The 18,927-nt window shown below is 69.7% G+C and carries 27 protein-coding genes; 9 read left to right on the top strand and 18 right to left on the bottom strand.

Features of this window, described 5'->3' with window-relative positions; translation table 11 throughout:
- The 9 genes from SY91_RS33435 to SY91_RS33395 all read right to left on the bottom strand — a co-directional run bounded on the left by SY91_RS33435 (position 1) and on the right by SY91_RS33395 (position 4,512).
- Positions 1 to 387 (bottom strand): DUF3022 domain-containing protein, encoded by a 387-nt coding sequence (locus SY91_RS33435; RefSeq protein WP_023477783.1) that lies wholly within the window; start codon positions 385 to 387, stop codon positions 1 to 3.
- Positions 384 to 545 (bottom strand): DUF1328 family protein, encoded by a 162-nt coding sequence (locus SY91_RS33430; protein WP_006767422.1) that lies wholly within the window; start codon positions 543 to 545, stop codon positions 384 to 386. Before SY91_RS33430 ends, SY91_RS33435 begins: the two co-directional genes overlap by 4 nt.
- Before the next feature lie 46 nt (positions 546 to 591).
- Entirely contained in the window at positions 592 to 780 is a 189-nt protein-coding gene (locus SY91_RS33425) for a DUF3008 family protein (protein WP_011545556.1), read from the bottom strand.
- A 72-nt stretch (positions 781 to 852) separates the two neighbouring features.
- The gene (locus SY91_RS33420) at positions 853 to 2,286 is read right to left on the bottom strand and encodes an RNA polymerase factor sigma-54 (protein ID WP_011545557.1); all 1,434 of its coding nucleotides are present in this window, start codon (positions 2,284 to 2,286) and stop codon (positions 853 to 855) included.
- Positions 2,287 to 2,517: 231 nt separating this feature from the next.
- Positions 2,518 to 3,027, bottom strand: a complete 510-nt coding sequence (locus SY91_RS33415) for a DUF892 family protein (RefSeq protein WP_023477784.1) — start codon at positions 3,025 to 3,027, stop codon at positions 2,518 to 2,520.
- 75 nt (positions 3,028 to 3,102) lie between these two features.
- The gene (locus tag SY91_RS33410) at positions 3,103 to 3,417 is read right to left on the bottom strand and encodes a hypothetical protein (RefSeq protein ID WP_023477785.1); all 315 of its coding nucleotides are present in this window, start codon (positions 3,415 to 3,417) and stop codon (positions 3,103 to 3,105) included.
- Between the two features lie 47 nt (positions 3,418 to 3,464).
- Positions 3,465 to 3,776 carry a hypothetical protein gene (locus tag SY91_RS33405; RefSeq protein ID WP_023477786.1) on the bottom strand — a complete coding sequence of 104 codons (312 nt, stop codon included), beginning with the start codon at positions 3,774 to 3,776 and terminating at the stop codon, positions 3,465 to 3,467.
- Positions 3,773 to 4,021: a hypothetical protein gene (locus SY91_RS33400; protein ID WP_185921513.1), complete on the bottom strand. Its 249-nt coding sequence runs from the start codon at positions 4,019 to 4,021 to the stop codon at positions 3,773 to 3,775. Before SY91_RS33400 ends, SY91_RS33405 begins: the two co-directional genes overlap by 4 nt.
- A gap of 188 nt (positions 4,022 to 4,209) precedes the next feature.
- Entirely contained in the window at positions 4,210 to 4,512 is a 303-nt protein-coding gene (locus SY91_RS33395; protein WP_012336612.1) for a hypothetical protein, read from the bottom strand.
- Positions 4,513 to 4,684: 172 nt separating this feature from the next.
- Between SY91_RS33395 and SY91_RS33390 the strand changes: the two genes are divergently transcribed.
- The 3 genes from SY91_RS33390 (at position 4,685) to SY91_RS33380 (ending at position 6,039) form a co-directional block, all read left to right on the top strand.
- Positions 4,685 to 4,939, top strand: a complete 255-nt coding sequence (locus SY91_RS33390; protein ID WP_023477788.1) for a hypothetical protein — start codon at positions 4,685 to 4,687, stop codon at positions 4,937 to 4,939.
- Positions 4,940 to 5,032: 93 nt separating this feature from the next.
- Entirely contained in the window at positions 5,033 to 5,464 is a 432-nt protein-coding gene (locus SY91_RS33385) for a CBS domain-containing protein (RefSeq protein ID WP_011545563.1), read from the top strand.
- 92 nt (positions 5,465 to 5,556) lie between these two features.
- Positions 5,557 to 6,039 carry a PRC-barrel domain-containing protein gene (locus SY91_RS33380; protein WP_023477789.1) on the top strand — a complete coding sequence of 161 codons (483 nt, stop codon included), beginning with the start codon at positions 5,557 to 5,559 and terminating at the stop codon, positions 6,037 to 6,039.
- A 119-nt stretch (positions 6,040 to 6,158) separates the two neighbouring features.
- On the opposite strand, the gene SY91_RS33375 is transcribed toward SY91_RS33380, so the two are convergent.
- On the bottom strand, positions 6,159 to 7,052 hold the full coding sequence (locus SY91_RS33375; protein ID WP_011545564.1) for a LysR family transcriptional regulator: 894 nt from the start codon (positions 7,050 to 7,052) through the stop codon (positions 6,159 to 6,161).
- 193 nt (positions 7,053 to 7,245) lie between these two features.
- Here SY91_RS33375 and SY91_RS33370 point away from each other — a divergent pair, with 193 nt between their 5' ends.
- Both SY91_RS33370 and SY91_RS33365 read left to right on the top strand, forming a co-directional pair.
- Positions 7,246 to 7,515 (top strand): DUF4148 domain-containing protein, encoded by a 270-nt coding sequence (locus tag SY91_RS33370; RefSeq protein ID WP_011545565.1) that lies wholly within the window; start codon positions 7,246 to 7,248, stop codon positions 7,513 to 7,515.
- Between the two features lie 35 nt (positions 7,516 to 7,550).
- Positions 7,551 to 8,762 carry an MFS transporter gene (locus SY91_RS33365; protein ID WP_185921483.1) on the top strand — a complete coding sequence of 404 codons (1,212 nt, stop codon included), beginning with the start codon at positions 7,551 to 7,553 and terminating at the stop codon, positions 8,760 to 8,762.
- A 30-nt stretch (positions 8,763 to 8,792) separates the two neighbouring features.
- Here the strand turns inward: SY91_RS33365 and SY91_RS33360 are convergent, their stop codons facing one another.
- On the bottom strand, positions 8,793 to 9,272 hold the full coding sequence (locus SY91_RS33360; protein ID WP_011545567.1) for a response regulator: 480 nt from the start codon (positions 9,270 to 9,272) through the stop codon (positions 8,793 to 8,795).
- Between the two features lie 233 nt (positions 9,273 to 9,505).
- Between SY91_RS33360 and SY91_RS33355 the strand changes: the two genes are divergently transcribed.
- Entirely contained in the window at positions 9,506 to 10,177 is a 672-nt protein-coding gene (locus tag SY91_RS33355; RefSeq protein WP_043887247.1) for a UdgX family uracil-DNA binding protein, read from the top strand.
- Entirely contained in the window at positions 10,174 to 11,466 is a 1,293-nt protein-coding gene (locus SY91_RS33350) for an NRAMP family divalent metal transporter (protein ID WP_105797988.1), read from the top strand. Before SY91_RS33355 ends, SY91_RS33350 begins: the two co-directional genes overlap by 4 nt.
- A 95-nt stretch (positions 11,467 to 11,561) precedes the next feature.
- Here SY91_RS33350 and SY91_RS33345 read toward each other — a convergent pair whose 3' ends face one another.
- From SY91_RS33345 to SY91_RS33315, 7 genes are all read right to left on the bottom strand, one after another.
- Positions 11,562 to 12,173, bottom strand: coding sequence for a hypothetical protein (locus SY91_RS33345; protein ID WP_011545570.1), 612 nt, complete (start codon positions 12,171 to 12,173; stop codon positions 11,562 to 11,564).
- A gap of 59 nt (positions 12,174 to 12,232) precedes the next feature.
- Positions 12,233 to 12,847 (bottom strand): DUF4142 domain-containing protein, encoded by a 615-nt coding sequence (locus SY91_RS33340; protein ID WP_011545571.1) that lies wholly within the window; start codon positions 12,845 to 12,847, stop codon positions 12,233 to 12,235.
- A gap of 34 nt (positions 12,848 to 12,881) precedes the next feature.
- Positions 12,882 to 13,739, bottom strand: a complete 858-nt coding sequence (locus tag SY91_RS33335) for an SDR family oxidoreductase (protein ID WP_011545572.1) — start codon at positions 13,737 to 13,739, stop codon at positions 12,882 to 12,884.
- 127 nt (positions 13,740 to 13,866) lie between these two features.
- Entirely contained in the window at positions 13,867 to 14,433 is a 567-nt protein-coding gene (locus tag SY91_RS33330; protein ID WP_023475738.1) for a hypothetical protein, read from the bottom strand.
- A gap of 61 nt (positions 14,434 to 14,494) precedes the next feature.
- Positions 14,495 to 14,794: a DUF2795 domain-containing protein gene (locus SY91_RS33325; protein ID WP_011545574.1), complete on the bottom strand. Its 300-nt coding sequence runs from the start codon at positions 14,792 to 14,794 to the stop codon at positions 14,495 to 14,497.
- Positions 14,795 to 14,821: 27 nt separating this feature from the next.
- On the bottom strand, positions 14,822 to 15,850 hold the full coding sequence (locus SY91_RS33320) for an SDR family oxidoreductase (protein WP_012336603.1): 1,029 nt from the start codon (positions 15,848 to 15,850) through the stop codon (positions 14,822 to 14,824).
- Between the two features lie 30 nt (positions 15,851 to 15,880).
- Positions 15,881 to 16,285 carry a BON domain-containing protein gene (locus SY91_RS33315; protein WP_023475737.1) on the bottom strand — a complete coding sequence of 135 codons (405 nt, stop codon included), beginning with the start codon at positions 16,283 to 16,285 and terminating at the stop codon, positions 15,881 to 15,883.
- A 243-nt stretch (positions 16,286 to 16,528) separates the two neighbouring features.
- Here SY91_RS33315 and SY91_RS33310 point away from each other — a divergent pair, with 243 nt between their 5' ends.
- Positions 16,529 to 17,848: a glycosyltransferase family 4 protein gene (locus tag SY91_RS33310; RefSeq protein ID WP_023475735.1), complete on the top strand. Its 1,320-nt coding sequence runs from the start codon at positions 16,529 to 16,531 to the stop codon at positions 17,846 to 17,848.
- Complete coding sequence (locus SY91_RS33305) at positions 17,848 to 18,894, top strand: UDP-glucuronic acid decarboxylase family protein (RefSeq protein WP_011545578.1); 1,047 nt, start codon at positions 17,848 to 17,850, stop codon at positions 18,892 to 18,894. Before SY91_RS33310 ends, SY91_RS33305 begins: the two co-directional genes overlap by 1 nt.
- The last annotated feature ends 33 nt before the right edge of the window (positions 18,895 to 18,927 follow it).

Below are 18,927 nucleotides of genomic sequence, written 5' to 3'. Positions count from 1 at the left end.
TCAGGGCGCGCGCAGCGCCGCGTCGAACACGACGGCCGTCACGTCGAGCGCCACGTTGCACTCGATCGCGGCATCCTCGACGCGCGGCTTGTGCTCGTCCACCGCGCGCCGCGCGCGGTCGCACAGCTGCGTGCGCACGCGCAGCCGGTCGGCCGCGTCGAGCGTCGCGTAGCGTTCGATCACGTCCGCATCGAAGCGCAGGTCGACCGAGCAGCGCCATTGGCGCGCGTCCTCGTCGGACGGCACGCGCACCCACGACACATTGATCGTCAGCCGGCCGGACGCGTCGTCCGCATGCACGACCACGGTCGACTGCGACGGAAAACTGATCGCGAGCGCATGCTCGAGTTCCGCGACGCGCTGCGACCGGTCGGGCATCACCGTCATCGTCGCACGACGCCCAGCAGCAACGTGACCAGGAAGATCACGACGAAGATGTAGAACAGGATCTTCGCGATCTCGGCCGCACCGGCCGCGATGCCGCCGAAGCCGAACACGGCGGCAATGATCGCGATGATGAAGAAAATGATGGCGTATCGAAGCATGGAACCCTCCTGGATGACAGCAGTCGTCACTAAACGTCGGCGCCGTTCACGCATCGTGCTTGTGTTTCGGTTTGCCGCGCGTGGGCGTGGACGCCATTTTTTCGAGCTCTTTCTCGCTCATCGACTTGGCCATCGATTTCGACGGCGGCTTGAGGTCCTTCATTTTCGTGTCACCGCGCTTGGCCGACAGCGCGGCCCCTGCGGCGCGCTGCTGGGCCTGGGATTTGGCTGGCATGGTTGCGCTCCTCTCGTTGGCGCGCGAGCCGACGCGAGAGACGGCACGCGCGGGGTTGGAACAGTGAGGCCGTCACGCGGCGTCGCGGCGCCGCAGGTCGGCCGGCGGAATCTTCATCGCCTGGCGATACTTGGTCACCGTGCGGCGCGCAAGAAGGATGCCGCGACCCGCGAGGTTCTCCGCGAGCGCGACGTCGGACAGCGGATCGGTCTGCCGCTCGGCCGCGATCATGTCGCGGATCAGCACCTTCGCGGCCGACGCCGAACACACGCCCTTGCCGGCTGCTTCCAGCTTGCGCGGGAAGAAATGCTTGAATTCGAACGTGCCGTGCGGCGTGGCCATGTACTTGTTGCCGGTCGCGCGAGAGACGGTCGATTCGTGCAGGTCGAGCTCCTCCGCGATGTCGCGCAGCACCAGCGGCTTCATCGCGATCTCGCCGTAGCGGAAGAAATCGCGCTGCCGCGCGACGATGCATTCGCCCACGCGCTGGATCGTGTCGAAACGCTTCTGCACGTTGCGGATCAGCCAGCGCGCTTCCTGCAACTGCTGGCCGAGCGGCGAATCGCGCTCGCCGCTCGACTGCGCGAACAGCGTCGCATAGCGCTCGTGCAGGCGGGCGCGCGGCAGCACGGCCGGATTGATCGTGACGATCCATTCGTCGCGCACCTGACGCACGATCACGTCGGGCACCACGTAGTCGCCGCGCGTGCTGCCGTAGTGATTGCCGGGGCGCGGGTCGAGCCCGCGCACCAGCGCGCAGGCCGCGTGCAGCGTCTGCTGGTTGCAGCCGAGGCGCCGCTGGATCTCGGCCGTCTCGCGGCGCGCGAGCCGTTCCAGATGCTCGCGCGCGATCGCCTTCGCTTCCGCGAGCGCCGGCGTGCCGGCCGGAATCGCGTCGAGCTGCAAGACCAGGCATTCGGACAACGAACGGGCCGCGATACCCGGCCGGTCGAGCATCTGCACGAGCCGCAGCGCGACCGCGAGATCCTGCTCCGACAGCAGCCACGCGGGATCGGCCGCGACCAGCAGTTCAGGCAGCTCCTGACGCAGGTAGCCGTCGTCGTCCAGCGCATCGATCACGAGGCGCGCGGCCTCGCGGTCGCGCTTGTTGAGCGGATAGAGCCGCAGCGCATCGTGCAGTTGCTGATGCAGCGACGGCTCGGCGGCGATCCATTCGCCGGGCGACAGGCCGTCGGTATCGTCGCCCTGACGGCTCGTGCCGCGCGGCGCGGGCGCCGCGGTAAACGGCACCTCGCCATCCGGCGGGCGAATGTCGTCGTGCTCGGGCGCCGCTTCGGGCGCGGCCGCTTCGGTCGGCTGCTCGGGCGTGCCGGCAACGGTGTCCTCGTCGCCCTGGCCGTCTTCGAGAAACGGGTTCATGTCGAGCGCCTGACGCAATTCCTGTTGAAACTCCAGCGAGGACAACTGCAGCAGCCGCAGCGACTGCTGAAGCCTCGGCGTAAGTGCGAGATGCTGTCGCATCTGCAGCGCAAGCGAGACGGGCATCGAAAGCCTCCTGACGGTTCGGTTCGCGGGTTCGCGGGTATGTCTTCTGCCGAACGTCACGCAGCTTCCGTGCCAGTCGCGCGAAGCGCGCTGCGACGCGGCTCTCGCGGGTTCGTGCCCCGTCTCGCCGGGCATCGGAGCCGCTTTTTTACAAGCCGGGGGCAAGTTAGGGGGCACGTATTTCGCTCGCGGAAAACGGCCCGTCCCAGAAGCAGCCCGATGGCCGCGCCGTCACCGCTTCGCGTCGATGCGGTCCACCGCCGAACGATCGAGAAACGCCGTCGTCAGCTCGGGCAGATGGCGCAGCAGCCACGCGGCCATGTCGCTCTCCTGCTGGAGAATCCGCTCGCAACACGCGCGGATCTCTTCTTCGCCGGCCGCCTGAGCCGCCGCGACGAGCGCGGTGTATGCAGCGATTTCCAACTGCTCGAATGCGTAGGCGGCCAGTGCCGTCTTCACCACTTCGTCGTCCGCCAGCATGCCGCTCGCGATCTGCCCGTATGCGGCGATGCGCGCGGCGAGATCCTTGCTCGCCGACGGCGACGTGCCGAGCCGCATCAGGCACGCCTCGACGAGCGCCTGCTGGCCGAGCGTGTCGTCGAGATGCTGCCGCAACCGGTCCTGCAACTGCGGGTAGTGGCCGACCCGCTTCATCTGCGCGTCGATCATCGTCTCGGCCTGGCGCTCCATCGCGTAGGCATCGCGCAGCCAGTCCTCCAGGTGTTCGTGCTGATTCGCCATCGCGTTCCTCCGGCCGCATCGCGGGGGCGGCATGCCGTGACGCGGCGCCGCGGCGCGTCCCCGCGACGCGTCGTATCAGTACTGCATCGGCGGCGGCGTGCCCGGCAGCGGCTGGTCGCCCTGTGCGCCGTTCGGGCCCGGCGGCGGCACGTCGACCGGTACGTCGACCCTCGTATCCGGCGGCATCGTGTTGCCCGGCGACGGACGCGGGTCGTAGCGCGTATTCGCGTCCGGCATCGTCGTGGTCGACTGCACGCCGCGGCCGTCAGGCGGCGCGGGCGGCGCCCCGCGCGTGCCGTACGGGCCGTTGGTGGGTTGCGTGCATGCGCCCAGCGCGCACGCGGCGGCGAACGCACAGGCGCCCACGCGTATCGTCTGGATCGTGTTCATCGAGTCCTCCCTGAATCGGCGGCTGCGGTCGGCCAGTGCGGCGCGGCTCAGAGCCGGTTGAAATGGAAATCGCCCGCGTACGCGGTCGGTGCGCGGCGCGCCATCATCGTGTCGAATTCGGCCGCGACGCGCGTGAGCGTGCCGCGTTGCCGGTCGAGGTCGGCCCGTTCGAGCGCGGCGAAGGCGTCGGCGTCGAACGTCACGGTCAGCGACGCCGGATGGCCGTCGACGCGAAAGCCGATATGCAATGCGCCGGCCGGCTGCTCCTCGACGTGGAACGGCATCGCGCGCGCCTCGAAATGACGGCCGAGCGTCTCGGCGATGTCGCGCAGCATGCCGGGTTTCACACGGATACTCATCGCACATCCTCCATTCGCATGAGCGGCGGCGCGCCCGCCCGCCACGCCCGCACGGGCGGCTCGCGCGACGGCGGGTCGCGCTCCGGCGGCGCATGTCCGGGCGGGTCGCCTTCCGGTTCCCGGTACGGTTCGGGCAGGTCCGGCGGCACGTCGTCGGGATCGGGCGGCTCGGGGTCCGGCTCGATGTCGGGGAGCGGCGGTTCGGGGCGTTGCAGCCACTGCGCGGGGTCGTGTTTCATCGGCATTTCCATCGTTGCGGGGTTCGGGTCGAGATCGGCGCGACGGCCGCGTAGCGAAGACTCGCAAGCCGCGTGCCGTCCGTTCATGTCGCCGCAGGCGGGGCCACCCGGGAATCGGTCCGCAGACGCGCGGCCCGGCGCCCGCCGCCATGCCTTCGCTACACCGTTCGCTGCAAATCTTGCAAGCGCGCGGGCTACGCGTCGTACGCGGCCATCACGAGCCACAGCTCGCGGCCGTCGTCCCGCACGCGTGCAGCGAGCGCATACGGGTCCGACGGCTCGCACGCCCGCTGCAGCGCGAAGCGCGCGGGCTCGGTCGCGCCGAACGTCTCGTCGCCGAGCGGCCGCACGTCGGCCTTGCCTTCGAACATCCGGCGCTCGGGCCGGTAGATCAGCGGCTCGTGCTTCCACGTATCGAAATGGCTTTTCACCGAATCGAATCCGCCGCCGCATACGTTGATCTCGTAGCGCACCCCTGGTCGTCGTTTCGGAATCATCGTCGTGCCTCCCGCGTGATGTGGTCGCGGCGGTCGTTCCCGCCGCGAGCGCGTCGTCATGGTCGTCGTCCTGGTCGTCGCCGTTGCAGCGGCAAGTCGCGTGCCGGGCGCGTGGGCCGGGAACGCAGGTTGCGGCACAGGCGGTTCCTCGTCACCGATACGGAGCACCGCGATGAAGGATTCGACCCGGCACGGCCACGACGCACCGGCGCACGAGCGGCAGCCCGACGCGCAGCCGCCGCTGAAGGACCAGGACCGCACCCATACGCGCCATTCGGAACGTCATATCGACAAGCAGCTCGAGGACACGTTTCCGGCCAGCGACCCGCCCGCGACCGGCGGCGTCACGCGCATCGAGCCCGACACGCCGCCCGGCACGCACGACGACGGGCCGTGGGAGGACAAACGCGAACGCGACGAGAAGTGACGACACGGGCCGCGGCTGCACGGCATGCGGTTTGCTGGAACACGGCAGCCGCATCGGCACATTGCTTCACCCTCAACCCGCAAGGAGAAATTCATGCATCGCGTCAACGAAATCATGTCGCAGGACGTCGTGCGGATCGCACCGACCGACTCGATCCGTCACGCCGCTCAACTGATGGAGCGCTACGACATCGGCGCGCTGCCCGTGTGCGACAACAACCGGCTGGTCGGGATGGTGACGGACCGAGATCTCGCGGTGCGCGCGATCTCGGCCGGCAAGCCGCCGGAGACGCGCATCCAGGAGGTCGCGTCCGGCCCGATCGAATGGTGCTTCGACGACGATTCGCTGGACGAGATCCAGCACTACATGGCCGACGCGCAACTGCGCCGGCTGCCGGTCGTCGATCACGACAAGCGACTGGTCGGCATGCTGTCGCTCGCCGACATCGCGACGCGCACGGCCAGCCCCGAGCGCGACGACGTGGCGAACACGCTCGAAGGCGTGTCGCAACCGAAACAGACGTGACGGAGCGGTTTTCCGCTTCGCCGCGCCCACCCGCGCGACCCGCAGGGCCCGGCCCCGGGCACGGTCGCGCCCCACACAGCCTGGAGGAAACCATGCAGACTCCCGATCAAGGTCAGACCCGCATCATCGGCAAGGGCGCCGCGACGGCGGCCGGCCCCGGCCCCGACGTGATGGCAGCCGATACGCTGGAAGGCGACAAGGTTTATACGACCGACGGCGACGATGTCGGCAAGATCAAGGACATCATGCTCGACGTGCGCTCCGGCCGCATCGCGTATGCGGTGCTGTCGAGCGGCGGCATCCTCGGCATCGGCGACAAGCTGCACGCGATTCCGTGGAGCGCGCTGACGCTCGATACCGAACGCAAGTGCTTCCTGCTGTCGGTATCGTCCGAGCGGATTCGCAATGCGCCGGGGTTCGACAAGGACCACTGGCCGGCGATGGCCGATCCGCAATGGGCCGAGCCACTGCACGAGTTCTACGGCAGCACGCCGTACTGGAGTGCCGGCGACGAGCTCGGGTTGACCGATCCGACCGAAGACCTCAACGATCCGCGCACGCGCGGCCGTCACTGACCACCTCTGACGCGCGCCGGTTCGCCGGCGCATCCGTTCGACCCGCCCCGCCCCGCGCGGGGCGTTCTTTTTCTATCCGCGCGTGGGGCCCGCGCCGCGCCGGCGCCGGACGCCGTGCGCTACGACCGATGCCGCAGCGCGTCGATCACGACCGAAAACGCGCGCGACGCCTGGCGGCGGCTCGGATAGTACGCGTGATAACCGGGGAACACCGGGCACCAGTCCGGCATCACGATCCGCAGCGCGCCGCTGCGCAGATGCGCGTGTGCGATGTCCTCGGTGACGAACGCGATGCCGAAGCCGTCGAGCGCCGCCTGCAGCAGGTGCGGCTGCGTGTTGCAGGTGATCCGGCCGTTCACGCGCGCCTGGATCGCGTTCTTGCCCTTCTTCAATTCCCACGCGTAGATGCCCTTCGCGGTCGCGAGCCGCAGCGTCACGCAGTCGTGGTCGAGCAGATCCTGCGGCTTCTTCGGCGGCTTGCGGCCGTCGAGATAGGACGGCGCGGCGACCATTGCCATCCGGATGTCCGGGCTGATGCGCACCGCGATCATGTCCTGCGCCACCTGGTCGCCATACCGCACGCCGATGTCGTAGCGCTCCTCCACGATATTCGACAACCCGTAGTCGACCGACAGCTCGACGCGGATGTCCGGATAGTCGGGCAGCACGGCCCGCAGCTTCGGCCAGATGACCGTGTCGATCGGATGCTCGGTGGCCGTGATGCGCACCACGCCGGCCGGCTTGTCCCGGAAATCGGACAGCGCGGCGAGTTGCGCCGAGATCTCGTCGATGCGCGGCGCCACCGCATTGAACAGCGCTTCGCCGGCCTCGGTCGTCGACACGCTGCGCGTCGTGCGCGCCAGCAACCGCACGCCGAGCCGCGCTTCGAGATCGCGCACGGTCTGGCTCAGCGCCGACTGCGACACGCCGAGCCGCGCGGCCGCGCGCGTGAAGCTGCGATCGCGGGCCACCGCGAGAAAGACGAGCAGATCGTTGAAATTTTCGCGCGCCATGTCGAAAGGCTCCGGTCGGGACGAGCGCCAATCGTAGCATCGCCGGCGGCGATTCATCGGTTTAGCTAATAAGTCCAAGCGCGCCGTGCTACTTAATCGATGCCGGACGACTCGCTAGACTGCGAAGCCATCGACCCGTCGCGCCGCGCTCCCGCCCGGCACGCCGGCCTCCCGCTTTCCGGAATCACACGCCATGAATACCCGTCTTTTCGCCACCGTTACCGCCGTCGCCGCGCTCGTCGCGTCCACCCCGCTGCTCGCGCAATCCGCGTCGGGCCTCACCCGCGAGCAGGTTCGCGAGGACATGGTTCGCTACTCGGCCGCCGGGTTCAATCCCGCCCGCATGAATCCGCGCACGTGGGTCGACGACGCGCAGGCCGCCGCCATCAAGGTGGAGGCCGCCCGCAACGACGACGCGCGCACGCATCTGGCCGGCCGCGACACGGCCGCGCATTGCGACTGAGCCCGCGACCGGCCCCGTTCGCTCCGATTTCCGTCATGCAATCCGTTTCCACGCCCGAGTGCGGCGCCGCGCCGGGCCATACCGCCGCGTGGGGCGCCGTCCTCGCGATGTCGCTCGGCGCGTTCGCGCTGGTCGCGTCCGAATTCATGCCGGTCAGCCTGCTCACGCCGATCGCGGGCGACCTGCACGTCAGCGAAGGCCAGGCCGGCCAGGCGATCTCCGTATCGGGCGCGTTCGCGCTCGTGACGAGCCTGCTGATCGCGTCGCTCGCCGGGCGCTGCGATCGCAAGCGCCTGCTGCTGTCGCTGACGCTGCTGACGATCGTGTCCGGCACGGTCGTCGCGTTCGCGCCGAACTATGGGGCGTTCATCGCCGGCCGCGCGCTGATCGGCGTGGCGATCGGCGGCTTCTGGTCGATGTCCGCCGCGACCGCGATGCGTCTCGTGCCGGACCGCCAGGTGCCGCGCGCGCTGGCGATCGTGAACGGCGGCAACGCGCTCGCGACCGTCGTGGCCGCGCCGCTCGGCAGCTTCCTCGGCGCGATCGTCGGCTGGCGCTGGGCGTTCTTCTGCGTCGTGCCGGTCGCCGCGCTCGCGCTCGGCTGGAAGCTCGTCAGCCTGCCGGCGATGCCGTCCGCGCCGCCGCGCACGCGCGTCGGCGCGGCGGCGCTGCTGGCCCGGCGGCCGGTCGCATGGGGCATGGCCGCGGTCGGCGTGTTCTTCATGGGCCAGTTCGCGCTGTTCACCTACCTGCGCCCGTTCCTCGAAACCGTCACCCACGTGGGCACGACCACGCTGTCGCTGATGCTGCTCGTGATCGGCGTCGCGGGCGTCGCGGGCACCGCGCTGATCGGCGGCGTCCTCAAATACGGGCTGCACCGCACGCTCGTCGCCACGCCGCTGCTGATGGCCGCGATCGCGGTCGCGCTGACGGGCTTCGGCGCGTCGACCGCGGCCACCGCGTGCCTGCTCGCGCTGTGGGGCCTGCTCGGCACGGCGGCGCCGGTCGGCTGGTGGACCTGGCTCGCGCGCACGCTGCCGCATGATGCGGAGGCCGGCGGCGGGCTGATGGTGGCGGTCGTGCAACTGGCGATCACGCTCGGTGCGACGACGGGCGGCTTGCTATTCGACCTGCACGGCTACCGGGCAACCTTCGCACTGAGCGCCGCGCTGCTCCTGCTGGCCGGCGCGCTGGCCGCCGCGGCCGGCCGCTCGAGCGCGCGCGCCGCGCCGCGCACCGGCGCGTGAGCGGCCGCGCCCCGCGCGCCGTCAGCCTTTTTACAAGGGTCGTGTAACGTCCCCGTCCGGCTTCATGGCGCCGCCGCTCGCCGATTCGAGGTAGCCCAGCAGCCGGTGCGGCGTCAGCGGCTTCGCGCAGTGCGCGTCGAAGCCGGCTTCCTTCGCCCGTTCGCAATCGCGCCGCGACGCAAGCCCGCTGCATGCGATGAGCAGCATGTCCGACGTTTGCGGATCGCGCCGCAGCCGCGCCGCGAGCTGCAGCCCGTCGAGGCCCGGCATCGCAATGTCGAGCACGACCGCGAACGGCTGCCAGTCGCGCGCGACGTCGCACACGGCGAACGGGTCGTCGGCGACCTGGCACTCGAAGCCGCGCGCCTCGAGCAGCAGGCGCAGCGCATCCGCCGCATCGCGATAGTCGTCGACGACCAGCACGCGGCGCGGACGGCGCGGCACGCTGTCGGGCGCGCGCCACAGCAGCACGTCGTCGGCGGCCGGATCGTCGCCGGGGTCGAGTTGCATCGTGCTTCTCCTGTCGTTGGACCGGCCTGCCACGCAAGGCGCGCGCCCATGCCGACTGCATGCGGCATGCCGGTTGCTGCCTTGCTCGCATCCTCGACACAGGAGTCTTTCATGCGCACGATGCGGCTTCGATCGTCCGGTGTGCTTCCCAATGCGCGTGCGACAGCACGAGCGCCGGCATGTTCCGCGCGACGGCAGCGTGCCGCCCGTCCGGCCTGCGCCGGAGATGCCGCATGACGCGCAAAACGCCCGACCGCCAGGCGCCGACGCGGCAGCCGCTCGACGACGATGCCCCGGCCACGCTCGACGCGTGCCGCCGCTGCGCGCTGTGGGAACACGCGACGCAGCCGGTGCCGGGCGCCGGGCCCGTCGACGCGCCGATCATGCTGGTCGGCGAGCAGCCGGGCGACCAGGAGGACCGCGCCGGCCTGCCGTTCGTCGGCGCGGCCGGCCGCATGCTCGACCGCGCGCTCGACGAAGCCGGGATCGAACGCGCGCATGTCTACCTGACGAACGCGGTCAAGCACTTCAAATGGGAGCCGCGCGGCAAGCGCCGGCTGCACAAGACACCCGCGCAGCGTGAAGTGGCGGCGTGCCACTACTGGCTCGAGCGCGAACTGCAAGCCGTCCAGCCGCGCGTGGTGGTCGCGCTCGGCGCGACGGCGCTGCGCGCGGTGCTGCAGGACAACGACGCGACGCTGGAGCGCACGCGCGCTCCGGTGCGCACCGAGGACGGCCGGCTCGTCGTCGCGACCTATCACCCTTCGTACGTGCTGCGCACGCGCGGCGCCGATTCCCGCGAGCATGCATACCGCACGCTGGTCGACGCGTTGCGCACCGCGTCGCGCCTCGCCCGCGAGCGGCGCCACGGCGGCGGGCGCCCGACGCACGGGGATGCCGGATGAGCGGACTCGACGAAGACGCGCAGCCGGCGGCCGAGGCGCCGCCGGCCGCCGCGAAACCGTGGTATCGGCGGCTCGGCCCCGGCCTCCTCGCGGGCGCGTCGGATGCCGATCCGAGCAACGTCGCCGTCTACGCGCAGGCCGGCAGCCAGTTCGGTTTCAACATGCTGTGGATGATCGTCGTCACGCTGCCGATGATGGTGGCCGTGCAGCTCGCGTCGGCGTTCATCGGGCGACGCAATCGCGAAGGGCTCGTGGCCGGCATCCGTCAGCACTATTCCGAGCGCGTCGCGAAGATGCTGATCGGGATGGTCGTGATCGTCAACGTCGTGAACGTCGGCGCCGATCTCGCGGCGATGGGCGACGCGACGGCGCTCGTCGTCGGCGGCCGCAGCTACTGGTATGCGCCGCTCTACGGGATCGCATCGCTCGCGTTGCAGGTGATGCTGTCGTACGAACGCTACGCGCGCTGGCTCAAATGGATGACGCTCGGCCTGATCGCGTACGTGCTCGAACTCGGCTTCGTGCACGTCGACTGGGGCAACCTGCTGCACGCGATCGTGCTGCCGCACATCGCCTTCACGCACGACTATGCGACCACCGCGGTCGCCGTGCTCGGCACGACGCTGAGCCCGTACCTGTTCGTGTGGCAGGCCGCGCTCGAAGTCGAGGAAACCACGGCCGAGCAACAGAACGGCGAGCGCAACACGCGCAGCGAGACCGAACAGCGCATCACGTTCGACACGTGGACCGGCATGATCGTCACCAACGCCGTGTCGTTCTGCATCATGGTGATCGGCGCGGCCGTGTTCTTCGCGCACGGCCGGCACGACATCGGCAGCACCGCGCAGGCCGCCGAGGCGTTGCGGCCGATCGCCGGCGAAGCCGCGTTCCTGGTGTTCGCGTTCGGCATCGTCGGCTGCGGGCTGCTCGCGATTCCCGCGTTCGCGGGCAGCGCCGCCTACGGTTGCGCGGAAGCGTGGCGGTTTCGCGAAGGGCTGAACGAGCCCGTGCGGCGCGCACCCGCGTTCTACACGGTGCTGGCGCTGTGCGTGATCGTCGGCATCGCGATCTGCTTCAGCCCGATCGACCCGATCCGCGCGTTGTACTGGAGCGCCGTGCTCAACGGCGTCGCGGCGGTGCCGATGCTCGTGCTGGTGATGCTGCTGTCGCAACAGCGCGATGCGGCAGGACAGCCCGGCAGCGGGCCGGTATCGAAAATGTTCGGCTGGCTGGCGGTCGCGCTGATGGCGGTGTCGGTGGTGACGATGATCGTCGATGTGCTGACGTGAGGGATTGAAGCGGGGGACGTGCATAAGGTTGCGTACGCAACCTGATGGACCGGCAAGCGGGCGGCCGCGCCGCGCGCGGCACGCCCGCCCGGGTGTTACATCATCTTGCCGCGCGAGCGCTCGGCACGTGCCGCATCGGCCGCGGACTCCACCTTCTTCACTTCCTCCGGCGGCGGCAGCACCGCCTTGAAGCCCATCGACTCGATCCACATTTCGCGCGCCCAGCCCCGCGTGTGATACAGGTGATGGTCCTCGTCGGCCTCGACCTCGTCGTGCGCGGCCTTCAGCGCCTTCGCGGCATCGCTGTCGGGCAGTTGATCAGCCGCGTAGCCGATCAGCTCCCAGTTCAGGTGATCCTTGGTTTCGGCCAGCACCACGCACTCGGCCGCGACGACCTGCGCGACCGCCGGGTCGGCCTGCTTCTTCGCCTGCTGGATCACCTGCACGAGCGATTTGCCGGTTGCCGCCACCGCGGCGCGCCCCGGCGACTGCGCATCCGGATCGAGGCCCAGTGTTTCGAATACCTTGCGCAGCACCTCCTGGTGATGCAGCGTCTCGCGATGGTACTTCTCCCATTCCTTATGGAGGTCCTCGTCGGTCGCGCACTGGAGCGCGGCCTCGTAGATCTGCGCGCCGCCAAGCTCGGTCTCGTATGCCTGGCAGAGCAGTTCGAGGATACCTTCGTGCTTCGATTGCCGTTGGGCCATGACTGCTTCTCCGAAAAAGCGGGCCGCATGGGCGGCCCAGGGGTGGAACCGGGCACGCGTTATTGCGTGCCCACCTTGCGTGCGAGCGTCTGCGCCATGCTCAGGTGATGCTTGAGCGTCGGCAGCGTGGATTGGGCGAACGCGCGCAGTTGCGCATCCTTGCCGTCGCGCGCTTCGTCCTCGAACAACGCGACCGCCTTCTGGTGCGCATCGGGGCCGGCCGCCGCGAGATACGCGGTGTCGAAGTCGTGCCCGCTCTTGCCGCGCAGCGCCTCCACGTCAGGATCGGAAATCTGTTCGACCTGCGGCTTGATACCCTTGCGCGCGGCGATTTCGTTGAGCTTCGCGTTCGCCTTGCCGTGATCCGCGACCATCCGTTTCGCGAACGCCCGCACGTCCGCCGACTGCGCCTGCTTCAGCGCGAGCTGGCTTGCCTGCACTTCGGCCTTGCCGGCCATCGCGGCCTTGTCGACGAACTCCGCGTCGGTGCCCTTCGGCGCTTTCGCGATGCCGGGGTCCCCGGCGGCGCCAGCGCCCGACGACGGGTTGATCACGCCGCCCGGCACATGCGCATTCGATGCGGGCGGCTCGCTCGGCATCTGCGCGCGAGCAAGCCCCGACACGGCGAGCACGCCGGCGGCGAGCGCCGCGATCGTCCAGTTGGGTTGTCTCATCAGCTTTCTCCTGGTGCTTGCGTGGAAACGGCCATCAGCCGCCGACGATCGAGCCGCCGTTCGGATGCAGCGTCTGCCCGGTCATGTAGCTCGCGCCGTCCGACGCGAGCAGCACGTAGCAGTCGATCAATTCGTCCGGCTGGCCCGGCCGCTTGAGCGGCACGTTCGAGCCGAATTTCGCGACCTGCTCGGGCGTGAACGTCGACGGAATCAGCGGCGTCCAGATCGGCCCCGGCGCGACCGCGTTCACGCGGATGTCGCGTTCGGCCAGCTCGATCGACAGCGAGCGCGTGAACGCGACGATCGCGCCCTTGGTCGCCGAGTAGTCGGGCAATTTCGGGCTGCCGTGATAAGCAGTGACCGACGCCGTGTTGACGATGCGGCCGCCTTCCTTCAGGTGCGGCAGCGCGGCCTGCGTGCAGAAGAACATCCCGTATACGTTGGTGCGGAACGTGCGTTCGAGCTGTTCCTCGGACACGTCCTCGATGCCCGGCTGCGGATGCTGCTCGCCCGCGTTGTTCACGAGCACGTCGAGCCGGCCGAGCCGCTCGACCGTGCGGGCGACCGCATCGCGCGCCTGCCGGCGATCGCCGACGTCGCACGCGATCGCCTCGCAGCGTCGGCCGGCCTGCTCGATCAGTTGCTTCGTGTGCGCGGCGTCGTCGGATTCCTTCAGGTAGACGATCGCGACGTCCGCGCCCTCCTTCGCGAAACCGACCGCCACGGCGCGGCCGATCCCGCTGTCGCCGCCCGTCACCAGCGCGACCTTGCCGGCGAGCTTGCCGCTGCCGACGTAGTCGGCCGCCTCGTCGCGCGGCTTCGGATGCATGTCGCGCTCCGTGCCCGGCTGCTGCGTCTGTTTTTGCGGCGGGGGAGTCTGTGCGGTGGTCATGGGTTCCTCCTTGAACAGGTGCCGCCGATGCTGCGCAAGCGGCGTGCCGCGCGCGGCGCACGCCGGCCCGCGCACGGCGGCCGTGTTTTTACGGTTGGCGTTGCAAGCGCTTGGAAAAAGGGCGTGGTCAGCGCGGGCCGCCGGACGGCGCTTCGTCGGGCCGGCGCACCGGATCGAAATCGCGCCATTCGCCGTCCTGCCAGTCGCCTTCGACGCGCTCGATCGACTTCGCGCCGGTCGCGCGCAGCACGTCTTCGGCGGCCGTCGCGGTGTCGGGCGTCACGCGCGCGGCGAGGATCACGCCGGTCTCGCTCTGCGCGAGCGTGCCCTTGCCTTCGGCCTGCTCGCCGCGCATGCGGCCGAGCGCGCCGCCGAATGCGCCGAGATAGGCGCCGGCCAGCGCGGCGGCGGCCGGCACGAACCAGTAGCGCAGGCCGAGCGCATAGACGATCAACCCGAGGACGACGCCGATCAGCAGCCCGCGGATCGCGCCGACCATCGCGCCGCGTCCGCCGGGCTTGGCCGCCGTGTCGGCATACACGTCGCCGCCGATCGGGAAGCGTGCGTGCTGGCCGCCGGGGTTCAGGAAGAAGATCGACACGTCGTCCGGCCTGAACGCGCGCTCGTAGAGGTGACGCGCCCCACCTTCCGCTTCATCGAACGTCGTGAAACGGCCTGCGACGATCATCGCCATGGTCGTGCTCCTCGTGGTGGATGCGCCGCGCGCGCAAGCACGCGGCGCGACGGGGCGACGCTCACATCAGCCGCCCGAGTTCCTTCGATACCGATGCCGGCGTGTCGTACTCGCGCTCCGGAATCTTGCGCAGCATGTCGAGCACCGCCGGGTCCGCATGCGAGCGTTCCGCGCACTGCACGACGTCCGACTTGCTCGCCGGGTAGTCCATTCCCTTCAGCGCCTTCTGCACGTCGACCGGGCTCGGCGGCTTGCCGTGGCCCGTCTGATGGCCGCCCTTGTCGTGGTCCTGCTGCGTGCGCTCGCCTTCGTGCGCGCGCGAGTGGCTGTATTCGTGGCCCGTATGTTGTCGGGATGTCATGAAAGCCTCCTTGGAAAATGAACGAAATCACGCGGACTGCCGGCGCGCGCGCGCGAACGCGGCAAACACCAGCGCCGCCGCGCCGAGCGCGACCGCGCCGGCGACCTTCGGCCGCTGCACCACCGAGTTGTACGCACAGCTGCGCAGCACGGGCCCTTCCATGCCTTCGCGCTCGTGCAGCGCGTGGCGCGAGTCGTACAGCGCGTTGTCGTCGCGCGGCCGCGCGGGGCGCACCGTGCGCTGGCCGCGGGAGAACAGCGTGGCCGCGAGGCGATCGAACAGGCGCGGCGCGTGGTACGCGCTCGCCGACGTCAACTTGGCGGCCCCGCCGACGAACAGCGTGCGGCGCGGATGCGCGGCCGCGAACAGGATCGCGTCGGCCACCAGATCGGGGTCGTAGATCGGCGGCGGCAGCTTCGCCTCGACGTTCATGTAGTTCTTCGCGTGCATCACGAACATCGTGTCGATCGCGGCCGGCTTGATCAGCGTGACGGACACCGGCAGGTGGTCCGCTTCCATCTCGAGCCGCAGCGAATCGGTGAAGCCCTTCACCGCGTGCTTCGATGCGACGTACGCGCTTTGCAGCGGCACCGGCGCGTCGGACGCCTCGCTGCCCATGTTGATGATCGCGCCGCCGTGGAAATCGCTCTTGCGCCGGAAATGGTCGGCCGCGACGAGCGAGCCGTGCACGACGCCCCAGTAGTTGGTGTCGAACAGCCGGCGCTGATCCTCGAGCGGCACCTGGGCCGCCGTGCCGAAGATCGACACGCCGGCATTGTTGATCCAGGTGTCGAAGCCGCCGTACGTGTCGGCCGCCGCCGCGGCCGCGCGCTGCAGGTCCTCGACATTGCCGACGTCGCCGGCGACCGGCACCGCGAGGCCGCCGTGCTGGCGGATTTCCTCGCACAGCGTGTTCAACGCTTCCTCGTTGCGCGCGAACAGCACGAGCTTCGCGCCGCGCCGTGCCGCCTTGCGCGCGGTGACGAGACCGATGCCGCTCGTCGCGCCGGTAATCACGATCGTCTGTTCGCCGACCGGTTTGAGCATGCAGTTCATCGCTGGACTCCTGTGACGGTCGCGTCGCGGTTATTTGGGCCGGATGGTCAACTGGTCGCGCACGCCCTGCACGCCTTCGACCTGCTTCACGACGCTGACGGCCTGCGTGCGCTGCTGCTCGTCGGGCACGCTGCCGGTGAGCGTCACGGTGCCGTGCCGGGTCTTCACGTGGATGTCGCCGGCCGACAGGCCGCTCGTGCCGACGAGTTCGGCCTTCGCCTTGGTCGTGATCGTCGCGTCGCGGATCTTCGTGCCGGTGCTCGAATGCGACGACGACGTCGATGACGATGCGGTGCCGTCGTCGCCGGCGGCGACCGCGTTCGGCGCGACGACCATGCACGCGGCGGCCGCGGCGATCGCGACCGCCATGCCGGTGCGCAGCGCGCGTTGACGGCGGATTCGCGGGGAGCGGGCTTGCAGCGGGGATACCTTCATCGTGACCTCCTTTCGTCAAGCCGGACAAGCCGGCAGGTAAAAGGGAGGCGCGCAAGTCGCGTGCCGCGCCGCGTGCGCCGCATGCCAGCGCGCCACAGCGATCAGACGCCCTTTCATCCAACGCGTTGTAATTTTTTCGGCACACCGGGAAGCGGTTTTCCCCGCAATCCGGCGGGCATGCCGATTGCCGAGCGACCAACAAGGGTGGCCCGTGTGCGCGGCCCCGATACCGGGAACAATACCATGCAAAGAATTGCGTTGATCAGTGAACATGCGTCGCCGCTGGGGGTGATCGGCGGCGTCGATGCCGGTGGTCAGAACATCTATGTCGCGAACGTCGCGAAGCAGCTCGCGGAGCGCGGCCTGGACGTCGACGTCTACACCCGCTGCGACAATCCGCATTTGCCGGAAGTCGTGTCGATCGGCCCGCGCATGCGCGTGATCCACGTGCCAGCCGGCCCGCCGACCGACGTGCCCAAGGAGCAGCTGCTGCCGTACATGGGCCCGTTCGCGCAGTACATGATCGCGCGCATGCGGCGCGAGCCCGATCCGGTCGACGTGATGCACGCGAACTTCTTCATGTCCGGCGACGCGGCGCTGCGCGTGAAAAAAGCGCTCGGCATCCCGCTCGTCACGACGTTCCATGCGCTCGGCCGCGTGCGGCGGCTGCACCAGGGCACGGCCGACGGCTTTCCCGACGCCCGCTTCGCGATCGAGGACACGCTCGCGCGCCGCTCGGACCGCCTGATCGCCGAATGCCCGCAGGATGCGCTCGACCTGACGACGCACTATCGCGCCGACACCGCGCGCATCGAGATCGTGCCGTGCGGCTTCGATGCGCGGGAATTCCGGCCGGTGCCGCGCGTCGATGCGCGTGCGCGGCTCGGCTGGCCGCAGGACGCGTTCGTCGTGCTGCAACTGGGGCGCCTCGTGCCGCGCAAGGGCATCGACACCGTGATCGACGCGCTCGCACGCATGCCGCGCGATCCGCATCGGCCGACACACCTGTACGTGGTCGGCGGCAGCCAGCCGACGCCCGACCCCGCGCGCGACCCGGAACTCGCTCGGCTCGCCGCCTTCGCGCACGAACTCGGGATCGCGAACCGCGTGACCTTCGTCGGCCGGCGCGATCGCGATGCGCTGCACCTGTACTACAGCGCGGCCGACGTGTTCGTGACGACACCGTGGTACGAGCCGTTCGGCATCACGCCGGTCGAGGCGATGGCGTGCGCGGCGCCGGTGATCGGCAGCGACGTCGGCGGCATCCGCACGACGGTCGACGACGGCACGACGGGCTATCTCGTCCCGCCGCGCGACCCGGCCGCGCTGGCCGCGCGCCTCGTGCAACTGCGCGCGCAACCGGACCTGTGCGCGGCGCTCGGCCGCGCCGGCTACCTGCGCGCGCATCGCTTCTACACCTGGCAAGGCGTCGCCGACCGGCTCGTCGACATCTACCGCGACGTCGCCCACGCGCAGCGCGCCGGCACGTCGGCCGGCACCGGCCGGCGCACGCCGGTCGCCACCACGCGAGGCGTGCTCGCACACCGCAAGGAGAATACGTAATGAAGGGCTACGACCGAAAACGCGTCCTCGTCACCGGCGGCGCCGGCTTTCTCGGTTCGCATCTGTGCGAACGCCTCGTGACGGCCGGCCACGACGTGCTGTGCGTCGACAACTTCTACACGGGCACGAAGGACAACATCGCGCACCTGCTCGATGCGCCGAATTTCGAGCTGATGCGGCACGACGTGACGTTTCCGCTCTACGTCGAAGTCGACGAGATCTACAACCTCGCGTGCCCGGCGTCGCCCGTTCACTACCAGCGCGACCCCGTGCAGACGACCAAGACCAGCGTGCACGGCGCGATCAACCTGCTCGGCCTCGCGAAACGCGTGAAGGCGCGCATCCTGCAGGCGTCGACGAGCGAGGTGTACGGCGACCCCGACGTGCATCCGCAGGACGAGCACTATTGCGGCCGCGTCAATCCGACCGGCATCCGCGCGTGCTACGACGAAGGCAAGCGCTGCGCGGAAACCCTGTTCGCGGACTATCACCGCCAGTACGGCATCGACGTGCGGATCGCGCGGATCTTCAACACCTACGGCCCGCGCATGCACCCGGCCGATGGGCGTGTGGTATCGAACTTCGTCACGCAGGCGCTCGCGGAACAGCCGTTGACCGTCTACGGCGACGGCAAGCAGACGCGCTCGTTCTGCTACGTCGACGACATGGTCGATGCGTTGATCCGGCTGATGGATGAACCGGGGGATGCGAGCGAGCCGGTCAATCTCGGCAGCGACGTGGAGATCGCGATGATCGACGTCGCGCGGGAAGTCGTGCGGATCGTCGGCGCCAACGTGCCGATCGAATTCCGGCCGCTGCCGTCCGACGATCCGCGCCAGCGGCGGCCGAATCTGGCGGCCGCTCAGAAGCGGCTCGGCTGGCGCGCGACGACGACGTTCGCGAACGGGCTCGCGCACACCGCGCGCTACTTCATTCAGCGCCAGGTCACGCACCACGCGCCCGGCGACCTCGTGCGCAGCACGCGCATCGCGTCGCATCTGCTGGCCCAGGTCCACACGCAGAACCGGCCGGCGCCGACGACGTGACGCGGCTGACGCGACCGAAGCAACCGAAGCGCG

It is taken from the genome of Burkholderia cenocepacia, assembly GCF_014211915.1.
GTDB lineage: Bacteria > Pseudomonadota > Gammaproteobacteria > Burkholderiales > Burkholderiaceae > Burkholderia > Burkholderia orbicola.
This window is presented reverse-complemented; position numbering and strand designations above follow the sequence as displayed.